Source organism: Flavobacterium sp. TMP13 (assembly GCF_050847115.1).
Classification (GTDB): Bacteria; Bacteroidota; Bacteroidia; order Flavobacteriales; family Flavobacteriaceae; genus Flavobacterium.
Window position 1 is genome coordinate 433,874 of sequence record NZ_CP193656.1, and the last position, 19,285, is coordinate 453,158.

At 34.3% G+C, this 19,285-nt stretch carries 18 protein-coding genes; 9 read left to right on the forward strand and 9 right to left on the reverse strand.

What is annotated here, in order from left to right; genetic code table 11:
• Window positions 1-20: 20 nt before the first annotated feature.
• The 3 genes from gldK to topA all read right to left on the reverse strand — a co-directional run bounded on the left by gldK (window position 21) and on the right by topA (window position 5,366).
• Window positions 21-1,412 carry a gliding motility lipoprotein GldK gene (gldK, locus tag ACRASX_RS01885; RefSeq protein ID WP_432222235.1) on the reverse strand — a complete coding sequence of 464 codons (1,392 nt, stop codon included), beginning with the start codon at window positions 1,410-1,412 and terminating at the stop codon, window positions 21-23.
• Between the two features lie 259 nt (window positions 1,413-1,671).
• Complete coding sequence (locus ACRASX_RS01890; RefSeq protein ID WP_432222236.1) at window positions 1,672-2,820, reverse strand: formimidoylglutamase; 1,149 nt, start codon at window positions 2,818-2,820, stop codon at window positions 1,672-1,674.
• Window positions 2,821-2,828: 8 nt separating this feature from the next.
• Complete coding sequence (gene topA, locus ACRASX_RS01895) at window positions 2,829-5,366, reverse strand: type I DNA topoisomerase (protein ID WP_432222237.1); 2,538 nt, start codon at window positions 5,364-5,366, stop codon at window positions 2,829-2,831.
• 372 nt (window positions 5,367-5,738) lie between these two features.
• On the opposite strand from topA, the gene miaB reads away from it, so the two are divergent.
• From miaB to groL, 7 genes are all read left to right on the forward strand, one after another.
• Window positions 5,739-7,184 carry a tRNA (N6-isopentenyl adenosine(37)-C2)-methylthiotransferase MiaB gene (gene miaB, locus ACRASX_RS01900; protein WP_432222238.1) on the forward strand — a complete coding sequence of 482 codons (1,446 nt, stop codon included), beginning with the start codon at window positions 5,739-5,741 and terminating at the stop codon, window positions 7,182-7,184.
• Between the two features lie 46 nt (window positions 7,185-7,230).
• Window positions 7,231-8,490 (forward strand): sigma-54 interaction domain-containing protein, encoded by a 1,260-nt coding sequence (locus ACRASX_RS01905; RefSeq protein ID WP_066310400.1) that lies wholly within the window; start codon window positions 7,231-7,233, stop codon window positions 8,488-8,490.
• Window positions 8,491-8,623: 133 nt separating this feature from the next.
• On the forward strand, window positions 8,624-9,127 hold the full coding sequence (locus ACRASX_RS01910; RefSeq protein ID WP_066310403.1) for an LptE family protein: 504 nt from the start codon (window positions 8,624-8,626) through the stop codon (window positions 9,125-9,127).
• A 46-nt stretch (window positions 9,128-9,173) separates the two neighbouring features.
• Window positions 9,174-10,097, forward strand: a complete 924-nt coding sequence (locus tag ACRASX_RS01915) for a tetratricopeptide repeat protein (RefSeq protein ID WP_066310405.1) — start codon at window positions 9,174-9,176, stop codon at window positions 10,095-10,097.
• 3 nt (window positions 10,098-10,100) lie between these two features.
• Window positions 10,101-10,439, forward strand: coding sequence for a preprotein translocase subunit SecG (gene secG / locus ACRASX_RS01920; RefSeq protein WP_432222239.1), 339 nt, complete (start codon window positions 10,101-10,103; stop codon window positions 10,437-10,439).
• A gap of 145 nt (window positions 10,440-10,584) precedes the next feature.
• Complete coding sequence (locus ACRASX_RS01925) at window positions 10,585-10,860, forward strand: co-chaperone GroES (RefSeq protein ID WP_066310414.1); 276 nt, start codon at window positions 10,585-10,587, stop codon at window positions 10,858-10,860.
• Window positions 10,861-11,012: 152 nt separating this feature from the next.
• A complete protein-coding gene (groL, locus tag ACRASX_RS01930; protein ID WP_066310416.1) occupies window positions 11,013-12,641 on the forward strand; it encodes a chaperonin GroEL in 1,629 nt (542 codons plus the stop codon).
• A gap of 89 nt (window positions 12,642-12,730) precedes the next feature.
• Here the strand turns inward: groL and ACRASX_RS01935 are convergent, their stop codons facing one another.
• The 6 genes from ACRASX_RS01935 to xrtF all read right to left on the reverse strand — a co-directional run bounded on the left by ACRASX_RS01935 (window position 12,731) and on the right by xrtF (window position 17,446).
• Window positions 12,731-13,411, reverse strand: coding sequence for a DedA family protein (locus ACRASX_RS01935; protein WP_432222240.1), 681 nt, complete (start codon window positions 13,409-13,411; stop codon window positions 12,731-12,733).
• A 131-nt stretch (window positions 13,412-13,542) separates the two neighbouring features.
• Window positions 13,543-13,887 carry a heavy-metal-associated domain-containing protein gene (locus tag ACRASX_RS01940; protein ID WP_432222241.1) on the reverse strand — a complete coding sequence of 115 codons (345 nt, stop codon included), beginning with the start codon at window positions 13,885-13,887 and terminating at the stop codon, window positions 13,543-13,545.
• Window positions 13,888-13,925: 38 nt separating this feature from the next.
• The gene (locus ACRASX_RS01945) at window positions 13,926-15,935 is read right to left on the reverse strand and encodes a TonB-dependent receptor plug domain-containing protein (protein ID WP_432222242.1); all 2,010 of its coding nucleotides are present in this window, start codon (window positions 15,933-15,935) and stop codon (window positions 13,926-13,928) included.
• A 99-nt stretch (window positions 15,936-16,034) separates the two neighbouring features.
• Window positions 16,035-16,433, reverse strand: coding sequence for an HYC_CC_PP family protein (locus ACRASX_RS01950; RefSeq protein WP_432222243.1), 399 nt, complete (start codon window positions 16,431-16,433; stop codon window positions 16,035-16,037).
• Window positions 16,434-16,476: 43 nt separating this feature from the next.
• Window positions 16,477-16,926 (reverse strand): exosortase F system-associated membrane protein, encoded by a 450-nt coding sequence (locus ACRASX_RS01955; RefSeq protein WP_432222244.1) that lies wholly within the window; start codon window positions 16,924-16,926, stop codon window positions 16,477-16,479.
• The gene (gene xrtF / locus ACRASX_RS01960) at window positions 16,916-17,446 is read right to left on the reverse strand and encodes an exosortase family protein XrtF (RefSeq protein WP_432222245.1); all 531 of its coding nucleotides are present in this window, start codon (window positions 17,444-17,446) and stop codon (window positions 16,916-16,918) included. The genes ACRASX_RS01955 and xrtF overlap by 11 nt, the downstream gene beginning before the upstream one ends.
• Window positions 17,447-17,516: 70 nt before the next feature.
• Between xrtF and ACRASX_RS01965 the strand changes: the two genes are divergently transcribed.
• Window positions 17,517-17,975, forward strand: a complete 459-nt coding sequence (locus ACRASX_RS01965) for a GAF domain-containing protein (protein ID WP_432222246.1) — start codon at window positions 17,517-17,519, stop codon at window positions 17,973-17,975.
• 23 nt (window positions 17,976-17,998) lie between these two features.
• Complete coding sequence (locus ACRASX_RS01970) at window positions 17,999-18,985, forward strand: energy transducer TonB (protein WP_066310436.1); 987 nt, start codon at window positions 17,999-18,001, stop codon at window positions 18,983-18,985.
• Window positions 18,986-19,285 lie beyond the last annotated feature (300 nt).

Sequence of the window (19,285 nt, forward strand, 5' to 3'; positions counted from 1 at the left end):
GTGTATTTATGTTTATTCAATTACTTTTTAGTACCGGTAGTTTGAGTTCCCATGTAATCCTGAACTGTTCTAAAACCAATAAAACTTCTTGCAGAATCTGCATATTCAAAATCTCTTGTACTTACTTGAAGAAAGTAAGCAACATCTTTCCAAGAACCCCCACGAACTACTTTACGTTTGTTTGAAGCATCCAATACGTTTGGATTCATTGTTGAAACATATTCGTAAGCATTTGGATTATATGAGGAGTCAGTCCATTCTGCAACGTTACCAGCCATATTATATAAATTGTATCCATTTGGATCAAATGATTTTGCTTCTACCGTATATAATGCATCATCAGCAGCATAATCTCCTCTATTAGGTTTGAAGTTTGCTAAAAAACACCCTCTATCACTTTTTACATAAGGACCTCCCCATGGATACGTAGCAGATTCTAATCCACCTCTTGCAGCATACTCCCATTCTGCCTCTGTTGGCAAACGGAATGCATTGACTAAGTCGCGGCCTTTCTTTTTAGATTTGATGTAATTGTTTTTGTTTAATGTTCTCCACGCGCAAAATGCTTTAGCTTGTGTCCATTTAACACCAACAACAGGATATTCTCCATACGCTTTATGCCAGAAGTAATCGTTGTGCATTGGTTCATTATAAGAGTAAGAGAAATCTTTAATCCAAACTGTAGTATCAGGATACACAGCAATTTCTTCTGTTTTAACGAAATCTTTACGTTTACCCACCTTAGCTTTTGCTGCAGCTTGAATATCCATCCAAGAATATCTAAACTTCAATTTATTAACATCAATAGTTCTTAATCCATTGTAAGATTCTTCTATTGGTAAGTACATTGAATCCATCACTTCACTATAATATTCGTCAGGATATTGTTGCGTATCTTTGATTAATTTTACTTTGCGATTTAATTTTCTACCTGCATACTGATCGTCTGCTGTTCCAACACTATAATAGTTGTCGTACATGTATTTATCATAAGCTGACATTTTCTCTGGCTCAGAGTCATTAAAAGCAAAGTCTCCAATACTACCTGCATTTTTACCTTTACCTCCACCTGGCTTTTGACCTGTTTGATCTGCCAAAACAGCCAAACGAACGCGCATTACTGAATCTTTTACCCATTCAACAAACTGACGGTACTCACTATTAGTGATTTCCGTTTCGTCCATATAGAAAGCACGAACAGTAACTGTTTTTGTAGGCGCATCTTCTACTTCTGCCAAATCATCATCAGGTTTTCCCATAATGTAAGATCCACCTGGAACAAGTGCCATTCCGTACGGCTTTTCGGGATACCATTTCCCTCCCTTAACACCAACTAACTCACCTTTGTCACTTGATCTACCACAGCTAATTAATAGTGTTAAAATTGCCGCAAATGCAATAAACTTCTTCATATAAATTTGGATTATCTATTCATTATTTAAGTTCGCAAACGTATTTATAATTTTTATTAAAAACAATAAGTTTTCTTAAATTTTATTTGAGAGTCCAAAAATAAAGTTAAAAAAAATAAAAAAAAAATATTTATTCGACAAACTGTTTAAAAAAAACGTTATAAGACATTGAAATTAATTAAGATACATCTAATTCTTACTAAATTAACAATAATTTAGTTACGAAAATGTAGTCTTATTAAAAGGTATAAAACCGATGTTAAACGATATTCTTTCGCTGTGCTTTCCACCACCTCTCGGGGATTTCTTGATTGCAAGCACTTAAATACTCGTCGTAAGAACACGGTAATAACGTATTTCGCTTGAGTTTATTATGGTCAGACGATATAAACGGAATTTCTATCCACCAACGATCTGTTTTATCACTCTTATAAAACACGAGTTCTTCTCCTTCAAGAGGAACAATATATTTAATATAATTTGTACGAGTACCGAAAGGATACTCTTTTGATCGGTAATGATAGCCTTCAATAAAGTACCAGATCATTTGTGCTATTATTACAGATTCTGGCGTAGAACTATTCTGATTAAAAATCCCTAGAGACGAAACTTTATCACTAATACCAGCATAACGAGCCAAAGCGCATATCTCTTTTCCGTCAAAACCGTTCGGTTCGAAGGCAACCATATTAGCAGAAAAAGAGGATTGAACTGAATTCATATCAATACTAACTAAGTCAGCATCGCGAAAAACAGGTTCTGCTAAAGCGATATTATTTGAAATTTCTCCCAGACGATACGCATCAAAAAATAATTTCTGAATGAGGTCAATTTCTTCCTGAGAATTGTAATAGGTCTGATATCCTATATTAGAATAATTGAATAAATTATTAGGTTGATCAATTATTATTTTGGATAAATAAGAGTTTGCGGTTACAGTCTCGTTTTCTTTTCCAAAATCAAATTTATTATCTACAGCAACTACATTCACCATTTGCTCTAAGTCATCGTAAGCACGATATAAAGCATAAGTTAAATCTTGTGAGCCGCCAATAACTATAGGAATAATTTTATTTTTGATTAAATTACTCGTCACTTTCTTAAGTGCAAAGTAGGTATCTTCTACGGCTTCACCTGGCAAAATATCACCCAAATCTGCAATTGACGCATCCCAATTTCCTGGAAACATTGCATACAGTTTTTTACGGATAGCGGTTAAATTTACAAGGTTTGCATTAGCATTTCCACGATTATCTAATACTCCTACAATAGCAAGATTTATTTTGCTTAGTTCCGGCACTTGATCATTCGTATGAAAAACAATTTTACTTCCTAGTTCTTGAGAAGACAACGAGCTAACGTAGCTCATAAGAGCGACATCAACGGGTTTTAGAAAATCAAATTCCATTGGCTACTTTATTTCTTTTTAACAGTTGGTTTTTTTACAGCCGCTTTTTTTGCCGCAGGAGCTTTCTTCGCTGCCGGTGCTTTTTTGGTTGCTGTTTTCTTCGCCGGTGTTTTTTTGGCAATCATTTCTTGAACTTCTTCCAATGTTAATTTTGTAGCATCAACATCTTTACTTAATTCAATTTTAATTTTGCCTTTGGTAATCACAGAGCGTCCCCAACGTGCTTTCTCGACCAAAATACCTTCGTCTTCCCAATTGTGAAGAACCTTGTCAATATTTTTTTGTAATTTATCTTCTATCAAGAATTCAATATCTGATTGCGATAAATTATCGAAGTCAAATTTCTTAGATACATTAATAAATATCCCGTTCCATTTAATAAAAGGTCCGAAACGTCCCGTTCCTTTTTGAACAGGTTCTGCTTTATAAACCGCAATTGGCGCATCTGCTAATGCTTTTTCATCTATTAATTCTTCTGCTCTTTCTTGAGAAACATCTAACGGATTTTCTCCTCTCGGTAGAGAGATAAAAACACTTCCATGACGCACATAAGGACCATAACGACCATTACTAACTTCCACTTCTTCTCCTTTGTATTCTCCTAAAGATTTAGGCAGTAAAAATAAATTTAAAGCTTCCTCAAGCGTAATGTTTCCAATGTTTTGATCGCTCATTAAACTAGCAAACTTCTTCTCTTCATCGTCTGCTTCCCCAATTTGAGCCATCGGTCCGAATTTACCCAAACGAACAGAAACTTGCTTACCGCTTTCAGGATGTACTCCTAAAATACGTTCTCCACTTTCACGCTCGGCATTTTCTTCAACATCTTTAACATTTGGATGAAATTTATCGTAGAACTCTTTCATCATAAAAGCCCAGTCGATATTTCCTTCGGCAATCTCATCAAAATCTTGCTCTACCTTTGCAGTAAAATTATAATCTAAAATAGTTCCGAAATTTTTAACCAAAAAGTCGGTTACAATTGTACCAATATCGGTTGGAACTAATTTTCCTTTATCAGATCCTGTATTTTCTTTTAATAGCTTTTCCTCCACTTTGCTAGCTTGCAAGATCAATTGCGTATAGGCACGCTCTTGACCTTCTAAAGTTCCTTTTTCAACATAATTTCTATTAATAATAGTAGAAATAGTTGGTGCGTAAGTAGACGGACGTCCAATTCCTAACTCTTCTAATTTCTTAACCAAAGAAGCCTCAGTATAACGGGCTGGCGGTCTAGAATATCTTTCGGTTGCTGTAATAAACGTATTCGCTAATTTTTCGTTCACTTTCATCGCAGGCAACATTCCTTCTTGCTCTTCTTCATCGTCATCATGACCTTCCAAATATACTTTTAGAAAACCTTCAAATAGCAATACTTCACCAGAGGCAGCAAAAATTTCGTTGTGTTTGTCTGCTACAATTTTAACATTGGTGCGCTCTAATTGGGCATCACTCATTTGTGAAGCCAATGTACGTTTCCAAATTAGATCGTACAAACGCGCCTGATCACGGTCAATATTTACGGTGTGGCGCGACATATCAGTCGGTCGAATGGCTTCGTGCGCTTCTTGTGCTCCTTTACTTTTATTCGTAAACGTTCTCGGTTTTGAAAATTCTTTACCGTATGATTTTATAATTTCAGCTTCGGCAGCGGCCATCGCGTCTTTAGAAAGATTAACACTATCGGTTCTCATGTACGTAATCAATCCTGCTTCGTACAAACGTTGCGCTAACTGCATGGTGATTCCCACTGGCAAATACAATTTTCGCGCTGCTTCTTGTTGTAAAGTTGACGTTGTAAACGGTCCTGTTGGAGATTTTTTGGTTGGTTTGGTTTCTAAATCTGATACTTTAAACGAAGCTCCAATATTTTGATTTAAAAAAGCATCTGCTTCTTTTTTTGTACTGAAGTTTTTAGGCAATTTTGCTTTAAATGATTTTCCATCTTCATTTTTAAATTCAGCTACAACAGAATAACTAGCAATTGCATTAAAGTTTTGAATTTCACGTTCTCTTTCTACAATTAAACGAACCGAAACCGATTGTACACGACCGGCAGACAAACCACCTTTTATTTTACGCCATAAAACAGGCGAAAGTTCGTAACCTACCAAACGGTCTAATACACGGCGAGCTTGCTGCGCATTTACCAAATTATAGTCTATTTCTCTTGGATTATCAATGGCTTTTAAAATAGCCGTTTTGGTAATTTCATGAAAAACAATTCGTTTTGTTTTTTTGATATCTAGTTTCAGTTCTTCCGCAAGATGCCATGAAATAGCTTCTCCTTCGCGGTCCTCATCACTCGCTAGCCAAACCATATCGGCTTTTTTAGCTAAGGCTTTTAACTTACTTACTAATGCTTTTTTATCTGGAGATACTTCATATTTGGGTTTGAAGTTGTTCGCTACATCTACACCAATTTCTTTGGAAGGCAGGTCGGCAATATGCCCGTAACTTGACTCCACTTGAAAATCACTTCCTAAAAATTTCTCTATTGTTTTCGCCTTTGCAGGGGACTCCACTATCACTAAATTCTTTGCCATTGCTCTATTTTTCTGCGACAAAAGTAGAAGTTTTTTTTAAATATAAGGTGCTAGTTTATTTATTTGAAAAAAATAGCCATTTGTTTGCTACTATATATAGGTAGAAATACAACTAAAAAAGAGCTGATTATCAGCAGTTGTATTTCCAATTATTACATTAAATATTATTTTGAAAACGATTTTTAGCCCTGGTAGCAGCGACATCCTTTTGTTGTGTGCCACTGCACACAACAAAAGATACAGCGGATAACAGGAAATAGCTAATAAATAAAAAATCTAAAACATTGTTAATTCTTGCACTGACATCTTGTCACAATCATTCAAATAATTGTACCTTTGCACTCGTATTAAAATTCACTTTTGAAAGTGCTTATGGAAAAGATTATTGAAGAAAGCAAACAAGGTGACAATCTTGTTTTAGAACATAAAATTGAGAATAGCAAGAAGCTTTTTATAGAGAGTTACGGCTGTGCGATGAATTTTTCGGACAGTGAAATTGTAGCTTCGATTCTATCAGATAGCGGTTATAACACGACTTCTGTCCTAGAAGAAGCAGATTTGGTTTTAATAAATACTTGTTCGATTCGCGACAAAGCCGAACAGACTATTCGCAAGCGTTTAGAAAAATATAACGCCGTCAAACGCATTAATCCAAAAATGAAGGTTGGCGTTTTGGGCTGTATGGCGGAGCGTTTGAAAAGTCAGTTTTTGGAAGAAGAAAAAATAGTTGATTTGGTTGTTGGACCTGATGCATACAAAGACCTACCTAATTTATTGTCGGAAGTTGAAGAAGGTCGTGATGCCATTAATGTGATTTTATCAAAAGATGAAACGTATGGTGATATTTCGCCTGTTCGTTTAATGAGCAATGGCATTACCGCTTTTGTTTCGATAACACGAGGTTGCGACAACATGTGCACGTTTTGCGTAGTTCCTTTTACTAGAGGCCGCGAACGCAGTCGTGAACCGCAAAGTATTTTAAAAGAAATTCAGGATTTGTGGGATAGAGGATTTAAAGAAATTACGTTATTGGGACAAAATGTTGATAGCTATTTGTGGTATGGTGGCGGCTTGAAAAAAGATTTCAGCATGGCTACCGAAATGCAACAAGCAACTGCAGTTAATTTTGACCAACTATTAGAGAATGTTGCAGTAACTTTTCCTAAAATGCGCATTCGTTTTTCGACTTCAAATCCGCAGGATATGCACGAAAGTGTATTGCATATTATTGCAAAATATCCAAATATTTGCAAACACATTCACTTGCCGGTTCAATCCGGTAGCAATAGAATTTTGAAAGAAATGAATCGTTTGCATACCCGCGAAGAATACATGTCGTTAATAGATAGTATTCGCAAAATTATACCCCAAGCAGCGATTACGCAAGATATGATTTCTGGTTTTCCAACGGAAACGGAGGATGACCATAAAGATACATTGGAATTAATGGAGTACGTAAAATACAATTACGGTTATATGTATTCGTATTCTGAGCGACCTGGAACTATGGCGGGTAGAAAAATGGATGATGATGTTCCTGAAGCTACTAAAGCAAGACGTTTGCAAGAAATTGTAGACCAGCAACAAGTGCACGCATTGCAGCGTTCACAAGAGTTTATAGGTCAAACAGTGGAAGTTTTAGTAGAAAAAGTTTCAAAAAAATCGACTGAAGAGTTTTCTGGAAGAAATTCTCAAAGTATTACGGTTGTTTTCCCTAAAGAGCAGTATAAGATTGGTGATTTTGTAAATGTAAAAATTACCAATTGCACCAGCGCTACTTTAAGAGGTGAAGCGATTGGCTACTCAGAAATGAACTAAAATTTATTTGAGCGAAAATTAAAATAAGTTACCACAGATCAAAAATATGGAAACAGTTCAAGCTATAAAACAACGATTTGAGATTATTGGGAATGACCCGAAGCTCAATCGCGCGATAGAAAAAGCCATTCAGGTTGCTCCTACCGACATATCGGTTATGGTTACTGGAGAAAGTGGTGTCGGAAAAGAAAGTCTTCCAAAAATAATTCATTCGCTTTCACACCGCAAACATGGTAAATACATTGCCGTAAACTGTGGTGCCATTCCTGAAGGAACAATTGACAGTGAATTATTCGGTCACGAAAAAGGTGCTTTTACAGGCGCAACAGGCACGCGTGAAGGTTATTTTGAAGTTGCCGATGGTGGAACTATTTTTTTGGATGAAGTTGGGGAACTGCCACTAACTACACAAGTACGTTTATTGCGGGTTTTAGAAAATGGTGAATTTATAAAAGTAGGTTCTTCGCAAGTACAAAAAACTAATGTCCGCATTGTAGCAGCAACGAACGTTAATTTATTCAATGCTATTGAAAAAGGTAAATTCCGCGAGGATTTGTATTATCGCTTGAGCACCGTTGAAATTATGTTACCTCCTTTGCGCGAAAGAAAAGAAGATATTCACTTGTTGTTTCGCAAATTTGTATCTGATTTTGCACATAAATATAAAATGCCGCCTTTAAGGCTAGATGACAATGCTGTAGCCATTTTACAAAAATTTAGATGGAACGGAAACATCCGTCAGTTGAGAAACGTAGCCGAACAAATTTCGGTCTTAGAAACCAATCGCGACATCAACTCACAAACCTTACTATCGTACTTACCATCCGAAGCTAGCACGTTACCTTCGGTTGTAAAAGACTCTAAAAAAGACAGTGATTTTAGCACCGAACGGGAAATCCTATACAAAGTTTTATTTGACATGAAAAATGATTTGCATGATCTTAAAAAGCTAACGCTTGAGCTGATGCAAAACGGAAGTGCAACGGTCAAAGAAAACAGTAAAAATTTAATTCAGAAAATATACGGCAGTACTGAAAAAGAAAGTGAAATAGATTTTGAAGAACAACCTGGAACTGCGATGATGCCAATTCCACAGCATCAGGAAGAATTTGAAAACAACGACGAAGACAATTATTTGTTTGCCGAAACAGTTGAAGAAGAAGAAATTTTGAAACTAGAACAAAAAGAAATCGAAATGATTAAAAAATCATTAGAAAAAAACAAAGGAAAACGTAAGGCCGCTGCAGACGAGTTAGGAATTTCTGAACGAACTTTATATCGCAAAATCAAACAATTCGATTTGTAAATTAAATTATACATTGACTAAATCATAAATTAATAAAATAATTCAAAGCAGTATATTTGGAAAAAAAGTGGAAATAAAAATTAGATAAAATCTTAATTTGCACTTTCAAAAATTAGAATTCTCATTATTTAATATGAAAAAAATATACACATTACTAGCAGCATTTTCATTACTTACTTTAAGTGGCTGCTCGGTTTACAATTTTACAGGAACAGGAAAGATTGATGCGAAAACATTTCAAGTCGGCTTTTTTCAAAATCAGGCAGACTTGATCGAACCCGGAATTGACCGAACATTTACGCTTGCTTTGCAAGATTTAATTCAAAATCAAACCAATTTAAGTTTGGTAAGCAATGGTGGCGATTTAAAATATGAAGGGGAGATAACGAGTTACCGCATTACGCCGATGACTGCAACTGCCGATCAACGCGCTGCGCAAAACCGGTTGACCATTCGTGTGAATGTACGCTTTACCAACAAAAATAAAGAGGCAGATGATTTTGAAAGAAACTTTGAGTTTTATTATGATTATTCTGCAACTACTCAATTGGTTGGTTCGGCTTTAAATACTGCGATAGACGAAATATTTGAACGCATAACGCAAGACATATTTAATGAGTCTTTGGCAAAATGGTAATTTAAAAATAGAGTAGTAATTTCTCAATTAAATAAAACAACAAGGAATGAATGTTACCGATTATACGTTTTTATTAAACAAGCCTGAAAAAATAACCGAAAAACACACGGACGATTTAGGTACTGTTTTAAACGAATTTCCGTATTTTCAAAGTGCGAGAGCCTTGCGTTTGAAGGGGCTTTATACTGCCAATAGCTTTAAATACAATTTTGCATTAAAAGTAACTGCAGCGCACACCACAGATCGAACTGTTTTATTTGAATTTATTACTTCAGATACTTTTACGTCCATTCAAAAAGCGTATTTCGAAAGAAAAGCACTAGATCTTTTAGACATTAGTGTGGTTGACAGCGAACATATTGTCGGGGAAGTAGCAATTGAGGAAGAGGCAATTGCAATCAATACAAAAGAAGAACAAGAAAGAGAATCTGTTGTTGTAGATCCAATCGAAAAGTCGATTTTGACTTCTATTAAAGAAGCCGATTCTCGAATTATTTTGGACACGCCAAAAACAACAGAAGAAAAATTAGAACTTGGAAAACCTTTAGATTTCTCTGAAAATGAAAAACACTCGTTCGAAGAATGGTTGCAATTAGCAAGAGTAACACCGATTGAAAGACAAGAAGTAATTGCTACGCCTGACGAAATTGAACCAGAGCCCACAATTGATCTTTTAGAAGAAGAAAAGAAAAAGAAAGCCGAGATCATCAATAAGTTTATAAAGACGAATCCTAAAATAAGTCCGGTAAAATCGGCGCCGGTCTCAAGCGTTCAAATAGACACTAACAAAGAGGATCATTCTTACCTAATGACAGAGACTTTGGCTCGTGTTTATTTGGAACAAAAAAAATACACCAAAGCGATTCAAGCATATGAAATATTAATTTTGAAATATCCAGAAAAAATTAGTTTCTTTGCAGACCGAATTTCTGATATTAAGATATTACAACAAAATAACAATAACAATTAAGCAATGAGTACATTTTCAATTTTTTTAGTTTTAATCACAATAGTTTGTTTTCTATTGATCGTAGTAATTATGGTTCAAAACCCTAAAGGTGGTGGTCTAGATTCAAACCTTGGCGGTTCTAAAATGATGGGTGGTGTTCAAAAAACGACCGACTTTTTAGATAAAAGTACTTGGACATTAGCTACTATTTTAATTGCTTTAATTTTACTTTCTAGCTTAGCATTTACAGGGAATTTAAGTGATGTTGAATCAAAAATTATCCAGTCATCTAGCACAACTGCTCCTGTTTCGGCACCAATTGCTCCAGCTAGTGAAGCTCCAGCTACTGCACCAGCACAGTAATTTTTTTTAAACAAAATATCTAAATGCCAGCTTGTCAAAGCTGGCATTTTTTATACGCAATAATGGCAGTTATATGGGCATGGCACAATTTCTGAACACTTACAAACACGTATAAAAATTTATTAAACACAAATAATATAAAATCATGACTTTAAACATTAAACCGCTTTCAGATCGCGTACTTATCGAACCTGTTGCAGCTGAGACTAAAACTGCGTCAGGGATTTTTATTCCAGATACAGCAAAAGAAAAACCACAAAAAGGAACTGTTGTTGCAGTAGGAAACGGAACCAAAGATCATACTATGACGGTAAAAGTTGGTGATAGCGTACTTTATGGTAAATATGCTGGGACTGAATTAAAACATGAAGGAACAGATTATTTGATTATGCGTGAAGATGATATTCTTGCGATAATCTAATATTGAATTTGGCTACTAGTCGTTGGCTGTTAGCGTAAAACGAAATAGAAATTAATTAACAATAATACTTTTTGAACTTTGCTTTTGAAAATTCCCTATTTCCAAAAGCCTAATGCTAAAAGTTAAAAGCTACAAACTAAAAGTTAAATAAAATGGCAAAAGATATAAAATTTGATATTGAAGCACGTGACGGATTAAAGCGTGGTGTAGATGCATTGGCAAACGCAGTAAAGGTCACTTTAGGACCAAAAGGTCGTAACGTAATTATTGGAAAATCATTTGGTGGACCAACTGTTACTAAAGATGGTGTTTCTGTTGCAAAAGAGATTGAATTGAAAGATCCATTAGAAAATATGGGTGCTCAAATGGTTAAGGAAGTCGCTTCAAAAACAAACGATTTAGCTGGAGATGGAACTACAACTGCTACCGTTTTAGCGCAAGCAATTGTAAAAGAAGGCTTAAAAAACGTTGCTGCTGGAGCAAATCCAATGGATTTAAAACGTGGAATTGACAAAGCAGTTGAAGCAATCGTTGCTGACTTGGCTAAACAAGCTAAGGTAGTTGGTAGTGACTCTGATAAAATCAAACAAATTGCTTCTATTTCTGCAAATAACGATGATGTTATTGGTGAATTGATTGCTACTGCTTTTGCTAAAGTTGGTAAAGAAGGCGTAATTACTGTTGAAGAAGCTAAAGGAACAGACACTTTTGTTGATGTTGTTGAAGGAATGCAGTTTGACAGAGGCTATCTTTCTCCTTACTTTGTTACCAATCCAGAGAAAATGGAAGTAGAACTAGAATCTCCATACATCTTACTGTACGACAAAAAAGTATCGTCGTTAAAAGAATTACTTCCCGTTTTAGAGCCCGTAGCACAATCTGGAAAACCATTGCTAATTATTGCGGAAGATGTTGATGGGGAAGCCTTATCAACTTTGGTAGTAAATAAATTGCGAGGAGCGCTTAAAATTGCTGCTGTAAAAGCACCTGGTTTTGGTGATAGAAGAAAAGCAATGTTAGAAGATATCGCAATCTTAACTGGTGGAACTGTAATTTCTGAAGAAAGAGGACATACTCTAGAAAATACAACTATTGAAATGTTAGGAACTGCCAAGAGAGTAACAATCAACAAAGACAATACTACACTTGTAAGTGGAGCTGGTGAAGCGGACATGATTAAAAACCGCGTAAACCAAATTAAAGGTCAGATGGAAACAACTACCTCTGATTATGATAAAGAAAAGTTGCAAGAACGTTTGGCTAAATTAGCTGGTGGTGTTGCTGTTCTTTATGTTGGTGCTGCTTCTGAAGTAGAAATGAAAGAGAAAAAAGATCGCGTTGATGATGCTTTACACGCAACTCGCGCTGCTGTTGAAGAAGGAATTGTAGCGGGTGGTGGTGTTGCACTTTTAAGAGCAAAAAGTTCTTTAGGAGCAATTAAACCAGAAAACGCTGACGAAGCAACTGGAATTCAAATTGTAGCACGTGCTATTGAATCTCCTTTAAGAACAATTGTCGAAAATGCGGGACTTGAAGGTTCTGTAGTTGTGGCAAAAGTTTCTGAAGGTACAGGTGATTTTGGTTACAATGCGAAAACAGACGAATATGTTGATATGCTAAAAGCTGGAATTATTGATCCTAAAAAAGTAACTCGTGTAGCTTTAGAAAATGCTGCATCGGTCGCTGGAATGATCTTAACTACAGAATGTGCATTAATTGACATCAAAGAAGATAATGCTGGCGGAATGCCAATGGGAGGCGGTATGCCAGGCATGATGTAATTTTAAAAAGGTTAGTTCACCCATTTAATTCAACAAAAAAATCCGAAGTTTATAACTTCGGATTTTTTTTATGTCTGTTTGTTTTTTAATTAGATTTTATCTGCTGGATGCTTTTTCAATAACTTGATAAAAACTGGAACCGTAGAAATCAAAACAATTACAATAATAATATACTCAATATAGTGTTTCAAATCGATACCAAAATTAAGAAAAATACCGTACAAGTAATGTCCTGCAAAAATTAACAAGAACGACCACAAAAAAGAACTCATTACGTTATAGTACATAAACTTCTTTTTATCCATCGAAACTATACCTGCTACGATTGGTGCAAATGTTCTGAAAATTGGTAAGAAACGAGCATAGATAATTGCTTTACCACCGTATTTTTCAAAAAAGTCTTTCGATTGCAATAGATATTTTTTCTTAAACCAAAATGTATCCTCTTTCTTAAATAAGTAATAGCCACTTTTAGAACCAAACCAATATCCCATCATATTACCAAAAATACCGCAAATGGCAACTAGTAAAGCTAGCACAAAAACATTCACAAAATCACTTGGAATAACAACCACATTTTCCATTAAAGCTCGGCTGTAAATACCCGCCAAAAACAATAAACTATCTCCTGGCAAAAAGAAACCAGCAAATAAACCAGTTTCAGCAAAAACGATAAATAAAACAATATACAATCCGATTTGAACACCCCCGAGACTAAATGTTATGTAAAATTCAGGGTTTAGTAATTGCGTCCAGTCAAAATTATTCATACAATTTGGTTGTTAAATTTAAGAGTCCGTGAAAATAGCAATAATAAATTTCTCCCCCAATTTATTACCTTACTTTAAACATAAATTAACTAATAAAAAAGCTCAAATTTTCATTTGAGCTTTTTACTAATTTATTCTTTTCTTTCGTACTTGCAACACGAATGCAAATCGTCGTATTGTTGCGCAGTAGCTTTCACTTCGTCAGTGTCATGACCTTGCTTAGCAATTGCTTTTTTTAAGTCTAAAGAAGTGCTTTTTTGTTCATTTAAAATTACATACAATTGGTGCGTTTCAATATTCCAATCTGCCGATTTTACACCGGGAACCGTGTATGCTGCTTTTTCAATTCTTTTTTTACATTGATCACAGTTTCCATTAACTTCTGTCGTGTATTTTAAATTTTTATTCTTTTTTTCTTGTGCTTGCGCAGTTAAACTTATACATAAAAAAACGACTAACAATATTAAATTTTTCATCTTACTATTTTTTAAATTATTTGAAATTACTAAACTATTTATTTTATTTTAAAACGCAATCCTGCATAATACATTTGTCCGAAAACTGGAGCGTAAACCATTGAAGCATCAAAATACGCACCAAAAGGATCGTTGCTTCCTAAAATCGCTTTCGGTTGTTTGTAATTACCAATGTTTTCTCCACCCACATAAATTTCAAAAACATCCGAAAAAACACGTGTAACTTGCGCATTCATTAACGAATAAGCTGCTGAAAAATCACCTAACTGCTCAGCAATTGGATTAGATGAAGTGGTTGGTAATTGTTGTTTTCCGATTTGATTGAAAGTAAAATCCATTCGCCATTGTTGGTCCTTATCTGTAAGTGGGGTTTCATACTCTACGTTAGCAAAGAAACGATGTTTGGCTTGCATTGGATTTTGAAATTTTCCTGATAAATAATCGGTTGCAACATCATAGTATTTGTAGGCTGTTCTTAAATTTAATTGGTGAACGGGTTCAAAGTTAAACTCTACTTGAAAACTGTTGGCCATGGATTTCCCTTTTAAATCGTAAAAAAGTGCTTGTTGCGCACTTTGCATCACATCAACGACAATTTTGTTAGAGAAATCCGTTCTGTAAAAATCAAAAACCACTTCTGAATTTTTATTAAAGATTCGAAATTTCTGAGAGAAACTCAAACCATAATTCCAAGCAATTTCAGGATTTAAACCGTACGTTTTCCCGGTAGTATCTAAAATCGAAAATGCTCTAGAAGATGCAAAAAGCGACTGATTTTCAGCAAAAATGTTAGCAGTACGCTTCCCTCTTCCTGCAGAGAAACGCAGTACCGAATTTTGCCATGGATTGTACCGCGCATGCAATCTTGGAGTTACAAAAGTTCCTAAACGATTGTGATTGTCGACTCTTCCTCCTAAAACTAAACTAAAATTATCTGAGTTATCATAAGTATATTCAAAGAAGGCTCCCACTGAATTATCAATTCTACTATAATCAATGCTATTTACAAATTCTTCGTATTTATCATACGTGAAATTTAAACCGGCAGCGAACTTATTTTTAGTATTGTCAATTATCGAATTGAAAATTAAATTTGAATAATAACTATTTTGCTTGATGTAATACTGATTTAAGCCATAGTAAGACTCTTGATTGTGAATATTAAAAGCATTTTGAAAACCGATACTTTGATACGGCTGCTCTGGAAATACGTAGCCGACTTTTGTAGCTACATCTAGACGCTCTGTGTTAATTTCTGATCCCCAAGAATTTTTTGTTCCCCTATCTTTATTTGTATCAAAATCGACCTCACCACCTTGCTTTATATCATTCATGTATCTGAAATTGATAAAACTGACCAACCCTTTTTCTAAGTTCGTATACTGATAGCGATTTAAAACGTTAATTTGTTTGCCGATTGGATTATCTAAAAATCCGTCGTCATTCATGTCATTTTTAGAAAAGCGACCGCTCCCATGGACAAACAAACTCGTTGCCCATTTATCTGATAAACTTTTAGAAAAATGAGTATTTAATTCTACTCTCGCATCGCTAGAGCCATAAGCGTTTAAGAAAAACGGAATGTCGTTTGAGGGCTTTATTAGCTCGGTATTAATTTGCCCCGAAATACTTTCGTACCCATTTATAACACTTCCCGCCCCTTTGGTTATCTGAATACTTTCTACCCACGTTCCGGGCGTAAAAGAAAGTCCGTACGCTTGCGAAGCACCACGTACCGAAGGAATATTTTCTTCGGTAATCATTAAATAGGGACTGGTTAAGCCCAACATTTTTATTTGTTTGTTTCCAGTAACAGCATCAGAAAAATTAACATCAATGGAAGGATTGGTCTCAAAGCTTTCGGCCAAATTACAGCAGGCTGCTTTAGCCAATTCTTTACTCGTAAGTGTAGAGATATTACCTGTTGCGGAATACGATTTTTTAATTCCTTTTTGCTTTTTTACAATTTTAACTTCGTTCAAATCTTCTTGTGCGAAAACTGGAATACAAAGAAAAATCATAAGCAAAAGCGCTATATTTTTTTTCATAATAAATGATTCTATTATTTAATTTGAGTTAATTATTGCTCTAAATGAAAACAATACTAAATGTACTTCAAACGAAAGTTTGAAAAATTAAATACAGAATCAGGCGTAAAAAATAAATTGATGGTAGAGCTTAAATAATGGAGGTGCATTAGCATCGACGTAGTAACTTAAAACTTTTTTGTTGTGCTTTACCAAAATTAGCTCTGATGATACGACCGAATAATTTGGACTTAAAAATGGTACTACGGCTTGAAAAACAAAAGCTTTTACGATCGCATTTGGAGTCTTTTTTTCGACATGAACAACGGTGTCTTTACAGCAAGAACTGTCTTTTTCATTCACTGCGCAGCACTTTTTCTCTTGTGCAGCATAATGCTTCTTTTTGAAAGAAATAGAAGCAACAGCATCTCCGCAAAAATGCACATTTAAAGCAAACCCAATACTGGAAATCAGTACGAGAAAAGCTAAAAACAAGCTGGTGCATTTTTTAAGTTTCATACTGCAAAAGTACCAAATAAAGAACAATCACCCTAATTAATTATTATTTCTTGTCTTTTAGCAATTGATAGTAAAAGGCAGGAACAAATAACAAAACAAAAAGAGGTTGAATTAAAAAGCGACGTACATAAAAAAGCAGCCAAGCACTTTCGCTTCCTTTTAAATATATAATGGCGTAGAAAAAACCAATTAGAATTATAAAAAAAATGATGTACAAAAATGTACTGAATTTTAAAATAGACTCATCTCTAAAAATTGCATATATTATTCCTAAGGAAAATATCGCATTAAGTACGTACCTCAAGGTTATATTAAAACCCAAATGCAATCCATCAAAAGCGGGAAAATCTGAATTTTTAAAATTCTCTTTGAAATAATTCAAAAATGGATCGTAAAAAAGCAAATCTTCAAAAGCACGAATAATCGCTAAACCCACCACTAATATTGTGACAATTGCAATTTTAAGGACGAGACCTTTTTTATTAATCTGCATATTTAGAGTATTTAGTTATCCATACAAACCATAAAATAAAAACCATTCCGTAAATAATTAGTGGAAATAAAACACCGTGAAGAAAATGTGTGTATTGGGGAAATTCGTAAAGTAATATGGTAAGCATCGCAATTCGAAAAACATTTAGCGCATAGATAAATGTAGTTCCTGCCAATATAAAAACTGCTGTGTTTTTAAACGTTCCGGAAAAAGCAACAATAAACGAAATAAACAATATAAAAACGCTAACCGCATTACAGCCTTCGACAATACTAACAATTGTTTGGTTTTGATAATACACGTACCATTCATTTAAGACAGGAGCAATTGATACCTCGTAACCAAATAACTTTAATGTCCACTCGCTTTGTTTACTCACCAAAGTAGTAATGTCGTCGGCGGTATTTTCATCAAAACCATCTAAATAACATTGATATAGAAAGGTTAAAATAATATAGGTCAAAAAAAAGCTGCCTAGAAAAATTAAAAACGGTCGGTATTGCTGTAAGTATTTTTTCAAAAGAAATTTTTAACAAAAATATGTAAATTTTACAGATGGCATTAAATACTTTTACATAAAAATAACTGTTATGAAATTTAAAGAATTACAGCCAAAAATTATCGAATTAACTACTAATAGCGCAACTTCGAGAGACGAGAAGTTATTAGCAATTTGTGCACTTTTAAGTAACAATATTAGTTACTACAATTGGGTTGGTTTTTATTTTGCCAATCATGATACCAAAACACTTCATTTAGGTCCTTACGTAGGAGCAGAAACTGATCACACTGTAATTCCGTTTGGAAAAGGAATTTGTGGTCAGGTTGCCGAAAGCAACTCTAATTTTGTAGTGCCAGACGTAGCAGCTCAAGACAATTATATTGCTTGTAGCTTTACCGTTAAATCTGAAATTGTGGTACCGTTATTTGTAAACGGAATTAATATTGGGCAAATAGACATTGACAGTCACGTTATCGATCCATTTACCGAAGCCGATGAGAAATTTTTAGAATTTGTAAATCAAGAAGTTGCAAAATTGTTTTCGTAGTACTATTTTTACGAAAAAAATTAATGAGAAAATACCTTTTTCACGTTCTATTTTGTTCCTTTTCCATTTGTTCTTTTGCTCAGAGCAACGACTCGTACGTTGCTTATACAGATGGTCCTAATAAAATAATTTACTTCGACGCTGATAAAACCCCAACAGATCCAGAGAAAGCAGAGTCTTTTAGAGTAATTAAAAACTACGCTACAGTAAGCGCGCATTATTATGTATCGGATTATTATAAATCGGGAAGTAAAAAGATGATCGGTACTTTCTTAGATAATGATGGTTATCAAGCAGACGGTCAGTTTATCTATTATTATGAAAGTGGAGCCAAACAATCTACTGTCAACTATTTTAAAGGGAAAAAAATAGGAAAAGAATACAATTGGTATGAGAACCAAATTCAAAAATCAGAATTAGAATATTTGGCGCAAGGTGAGCTTGAGAAAAGCGAAAAAAGAGTTTTCGACACCTACAAGACCAATCAATACTGGGACAGTACCGGTGTTCAAACGGTAAAAGATGGACACGGAGAAATCTCCGAAGAAAATGATCAATTTAAGCGTAATGGAGCCGTCGAGAACGGCTTACGAAATCGCACTTGGACTGGAAAAAACAAAGAATTAAAATTTACATATAGTGAAGAATATCAAAAAGGAAAATTAATTTCTGGAAAAAGCATTGACTCACTAAATATTGAACACACCTATACTGTAGCGTTTATTGAACCAAGTCCAAAAAAAGGTAGAAACAGCTTTTATAATTACATTGCCAACAATGTCAAAGTACCAAGTCAAATAAAAAACACGGCCTTTGGAAAGATTATGACAACTTTTGTAGTAGATGTAGAAGGAAACATAAAAGACATAAAAATATTTAAAGGAATACATCCCGATTTAAATGACGAAGTTATAAAAACGATAAAAAAATATGGTGCTTGGAATCCAGGAATTTTAAGAGGAATTCCAATTGAATCGAAGTTGAAATTACCATTAACTTTTAAAAATTAAAACTAACTAACAATAACCGCAGTTTATTAATATATACTGAAAGCCAAATTAATCTTCACCGATTTTTTTGGCTTTTTTTATTTATATTTTTTAAAAAGAAAATTAGCTTTTAAATCTGGACTAAAAAATTACTTCTTTTTTAAAACGCAACTTCTTGCTGTAAATCCAATTATAATTTATAATTTTGTTTAACTTTATTTAAATATAATTAAACAAAATTAATTTATTTAAATCAAGCAAATAGATAACCAATTTATATAAAACGAATCTCCATTTAAAATAAAAACATCAAGAAACACC

Excerpts from the sequence above, each read along its gene's own strand:
- ACRASX_RS01950 (WP_432222243.1), bottom strand. The coding sequence starts at position 16,433 with ATGAAACTTAAAAAATGCACCAGCTTGTTTTTAGCTTTTCTCGTACTG.
- ACRASX_RS01935 (WP_432222240.1), bottom strand. The coding sequence starts at position 13,411 with ATGAATAATTTTGACTGGACGCAATTACTAAACCCTGAATTTTACATA.
- ACRASX_RS01970 (WP_066310436.1), top strand. The coding sequence starts at position 17,999 with ATGAGAAAATACCTTTTTCACGTTCTATTTTGTTCCTTTTCCATTTGT.
- ACRASX_RS01915 (WP_066310405.1), top strand. The coding sequence starts at position 9,174 with ATGAATGTTACCGATTATACGTTTTTATTAAACAAGCCTGAAAAAATA.
- gldK (WP_432222235.1), bottom strand. The coding sequence starts at position 1,412 with ATGAAGAAGTTTATTGCATTTGCGGCAATTTTAACACTATTAATTAGC.
- ACRASX_RS01925 (WP_066310414.1), top strand. The coding sequence starts at position 10,585 with ATGACTTTAAACATTAAACCGCTTTCAGATCGCGTACTTATCGAACCT.
- ACRASX_RS01965 (WP_432222246.1), top strand. The coding sequence starts at position 17,517 with ATGAAATTTAAAGAATTACAGCCAAAAATTATCGAATTAACTACTAAT.
- miaB (WP_432222238.1), top strand. The coding sequence starts at position 5,739 with ATGGAAAAGATTATTGAAGAAAGCAAACAAGGTGACAATCTTGTTTTA.
- ACRASX_RS01890 (WP_432222236.1), bottom strand. The coding sequence starts at position 2,820 with ATGGAATTTGATTTTCTAAAACCCGTTGATGTCGCTCTTATGAGCTAC.
- secG (WP_432222239.1), top strand. The coding sequence starts at position 10,101 with ATGAGTACATTTTCAATTTTTTTAGTTTTAATCACAATAGTTTGTTTT.
- topA (WP_432222237.1), bottom strand. The coding sequence starts at position 5,366 with ATGGCAAAGAATTTAGTGATAGTGGAGTCCCCTGCAAAGGCGAAAACA.
- groL (WP_066310416.1), top strand. The coding sequence starts at position 11,013 with ATGGCAAAAGATATAAAATTTGATATTGAAGCACGTGACGGATTAAAG.
- ACRASX_RS01910 (WP_066310403.1), top strand. The coding sequence starts at position 8,624 with ATGAAAAAAATATACACATTACTAGCAGCATTTTCATTACTTACTTTA.
- ACRASX_RS01940 (WP_432222241.1), bottom strand. The coding sequence starts at position 13,887 with ATGAAAAATTTAATATTGTTAGTCGTTTTTTTATGTATAAGTTTAACT.
- ACRASX_RS01945 (WP_432222242.1), bottom strand. The coding sequence starts at position 15,935 with ATGAAAAAAAATATAGCGCTTTTGCTTATGATTTTTCTTTGTATTCCA.
- ACRASX_RS01955 (WP_432222244.1), bottom strand. The coding sequence starts at position 16,926 with ATGCAGATTAATAAAAAAGGTCTCGTCCTTAAAATTGCAATTGTCACA.
- ACRASX_RS01905 (WP_066310400.1), top strand. The coding sequence starts at position 7,231 with ATGGAAACAGTTCAAGCTATAAAACAACGATTTGAGATTATTGGGAAT.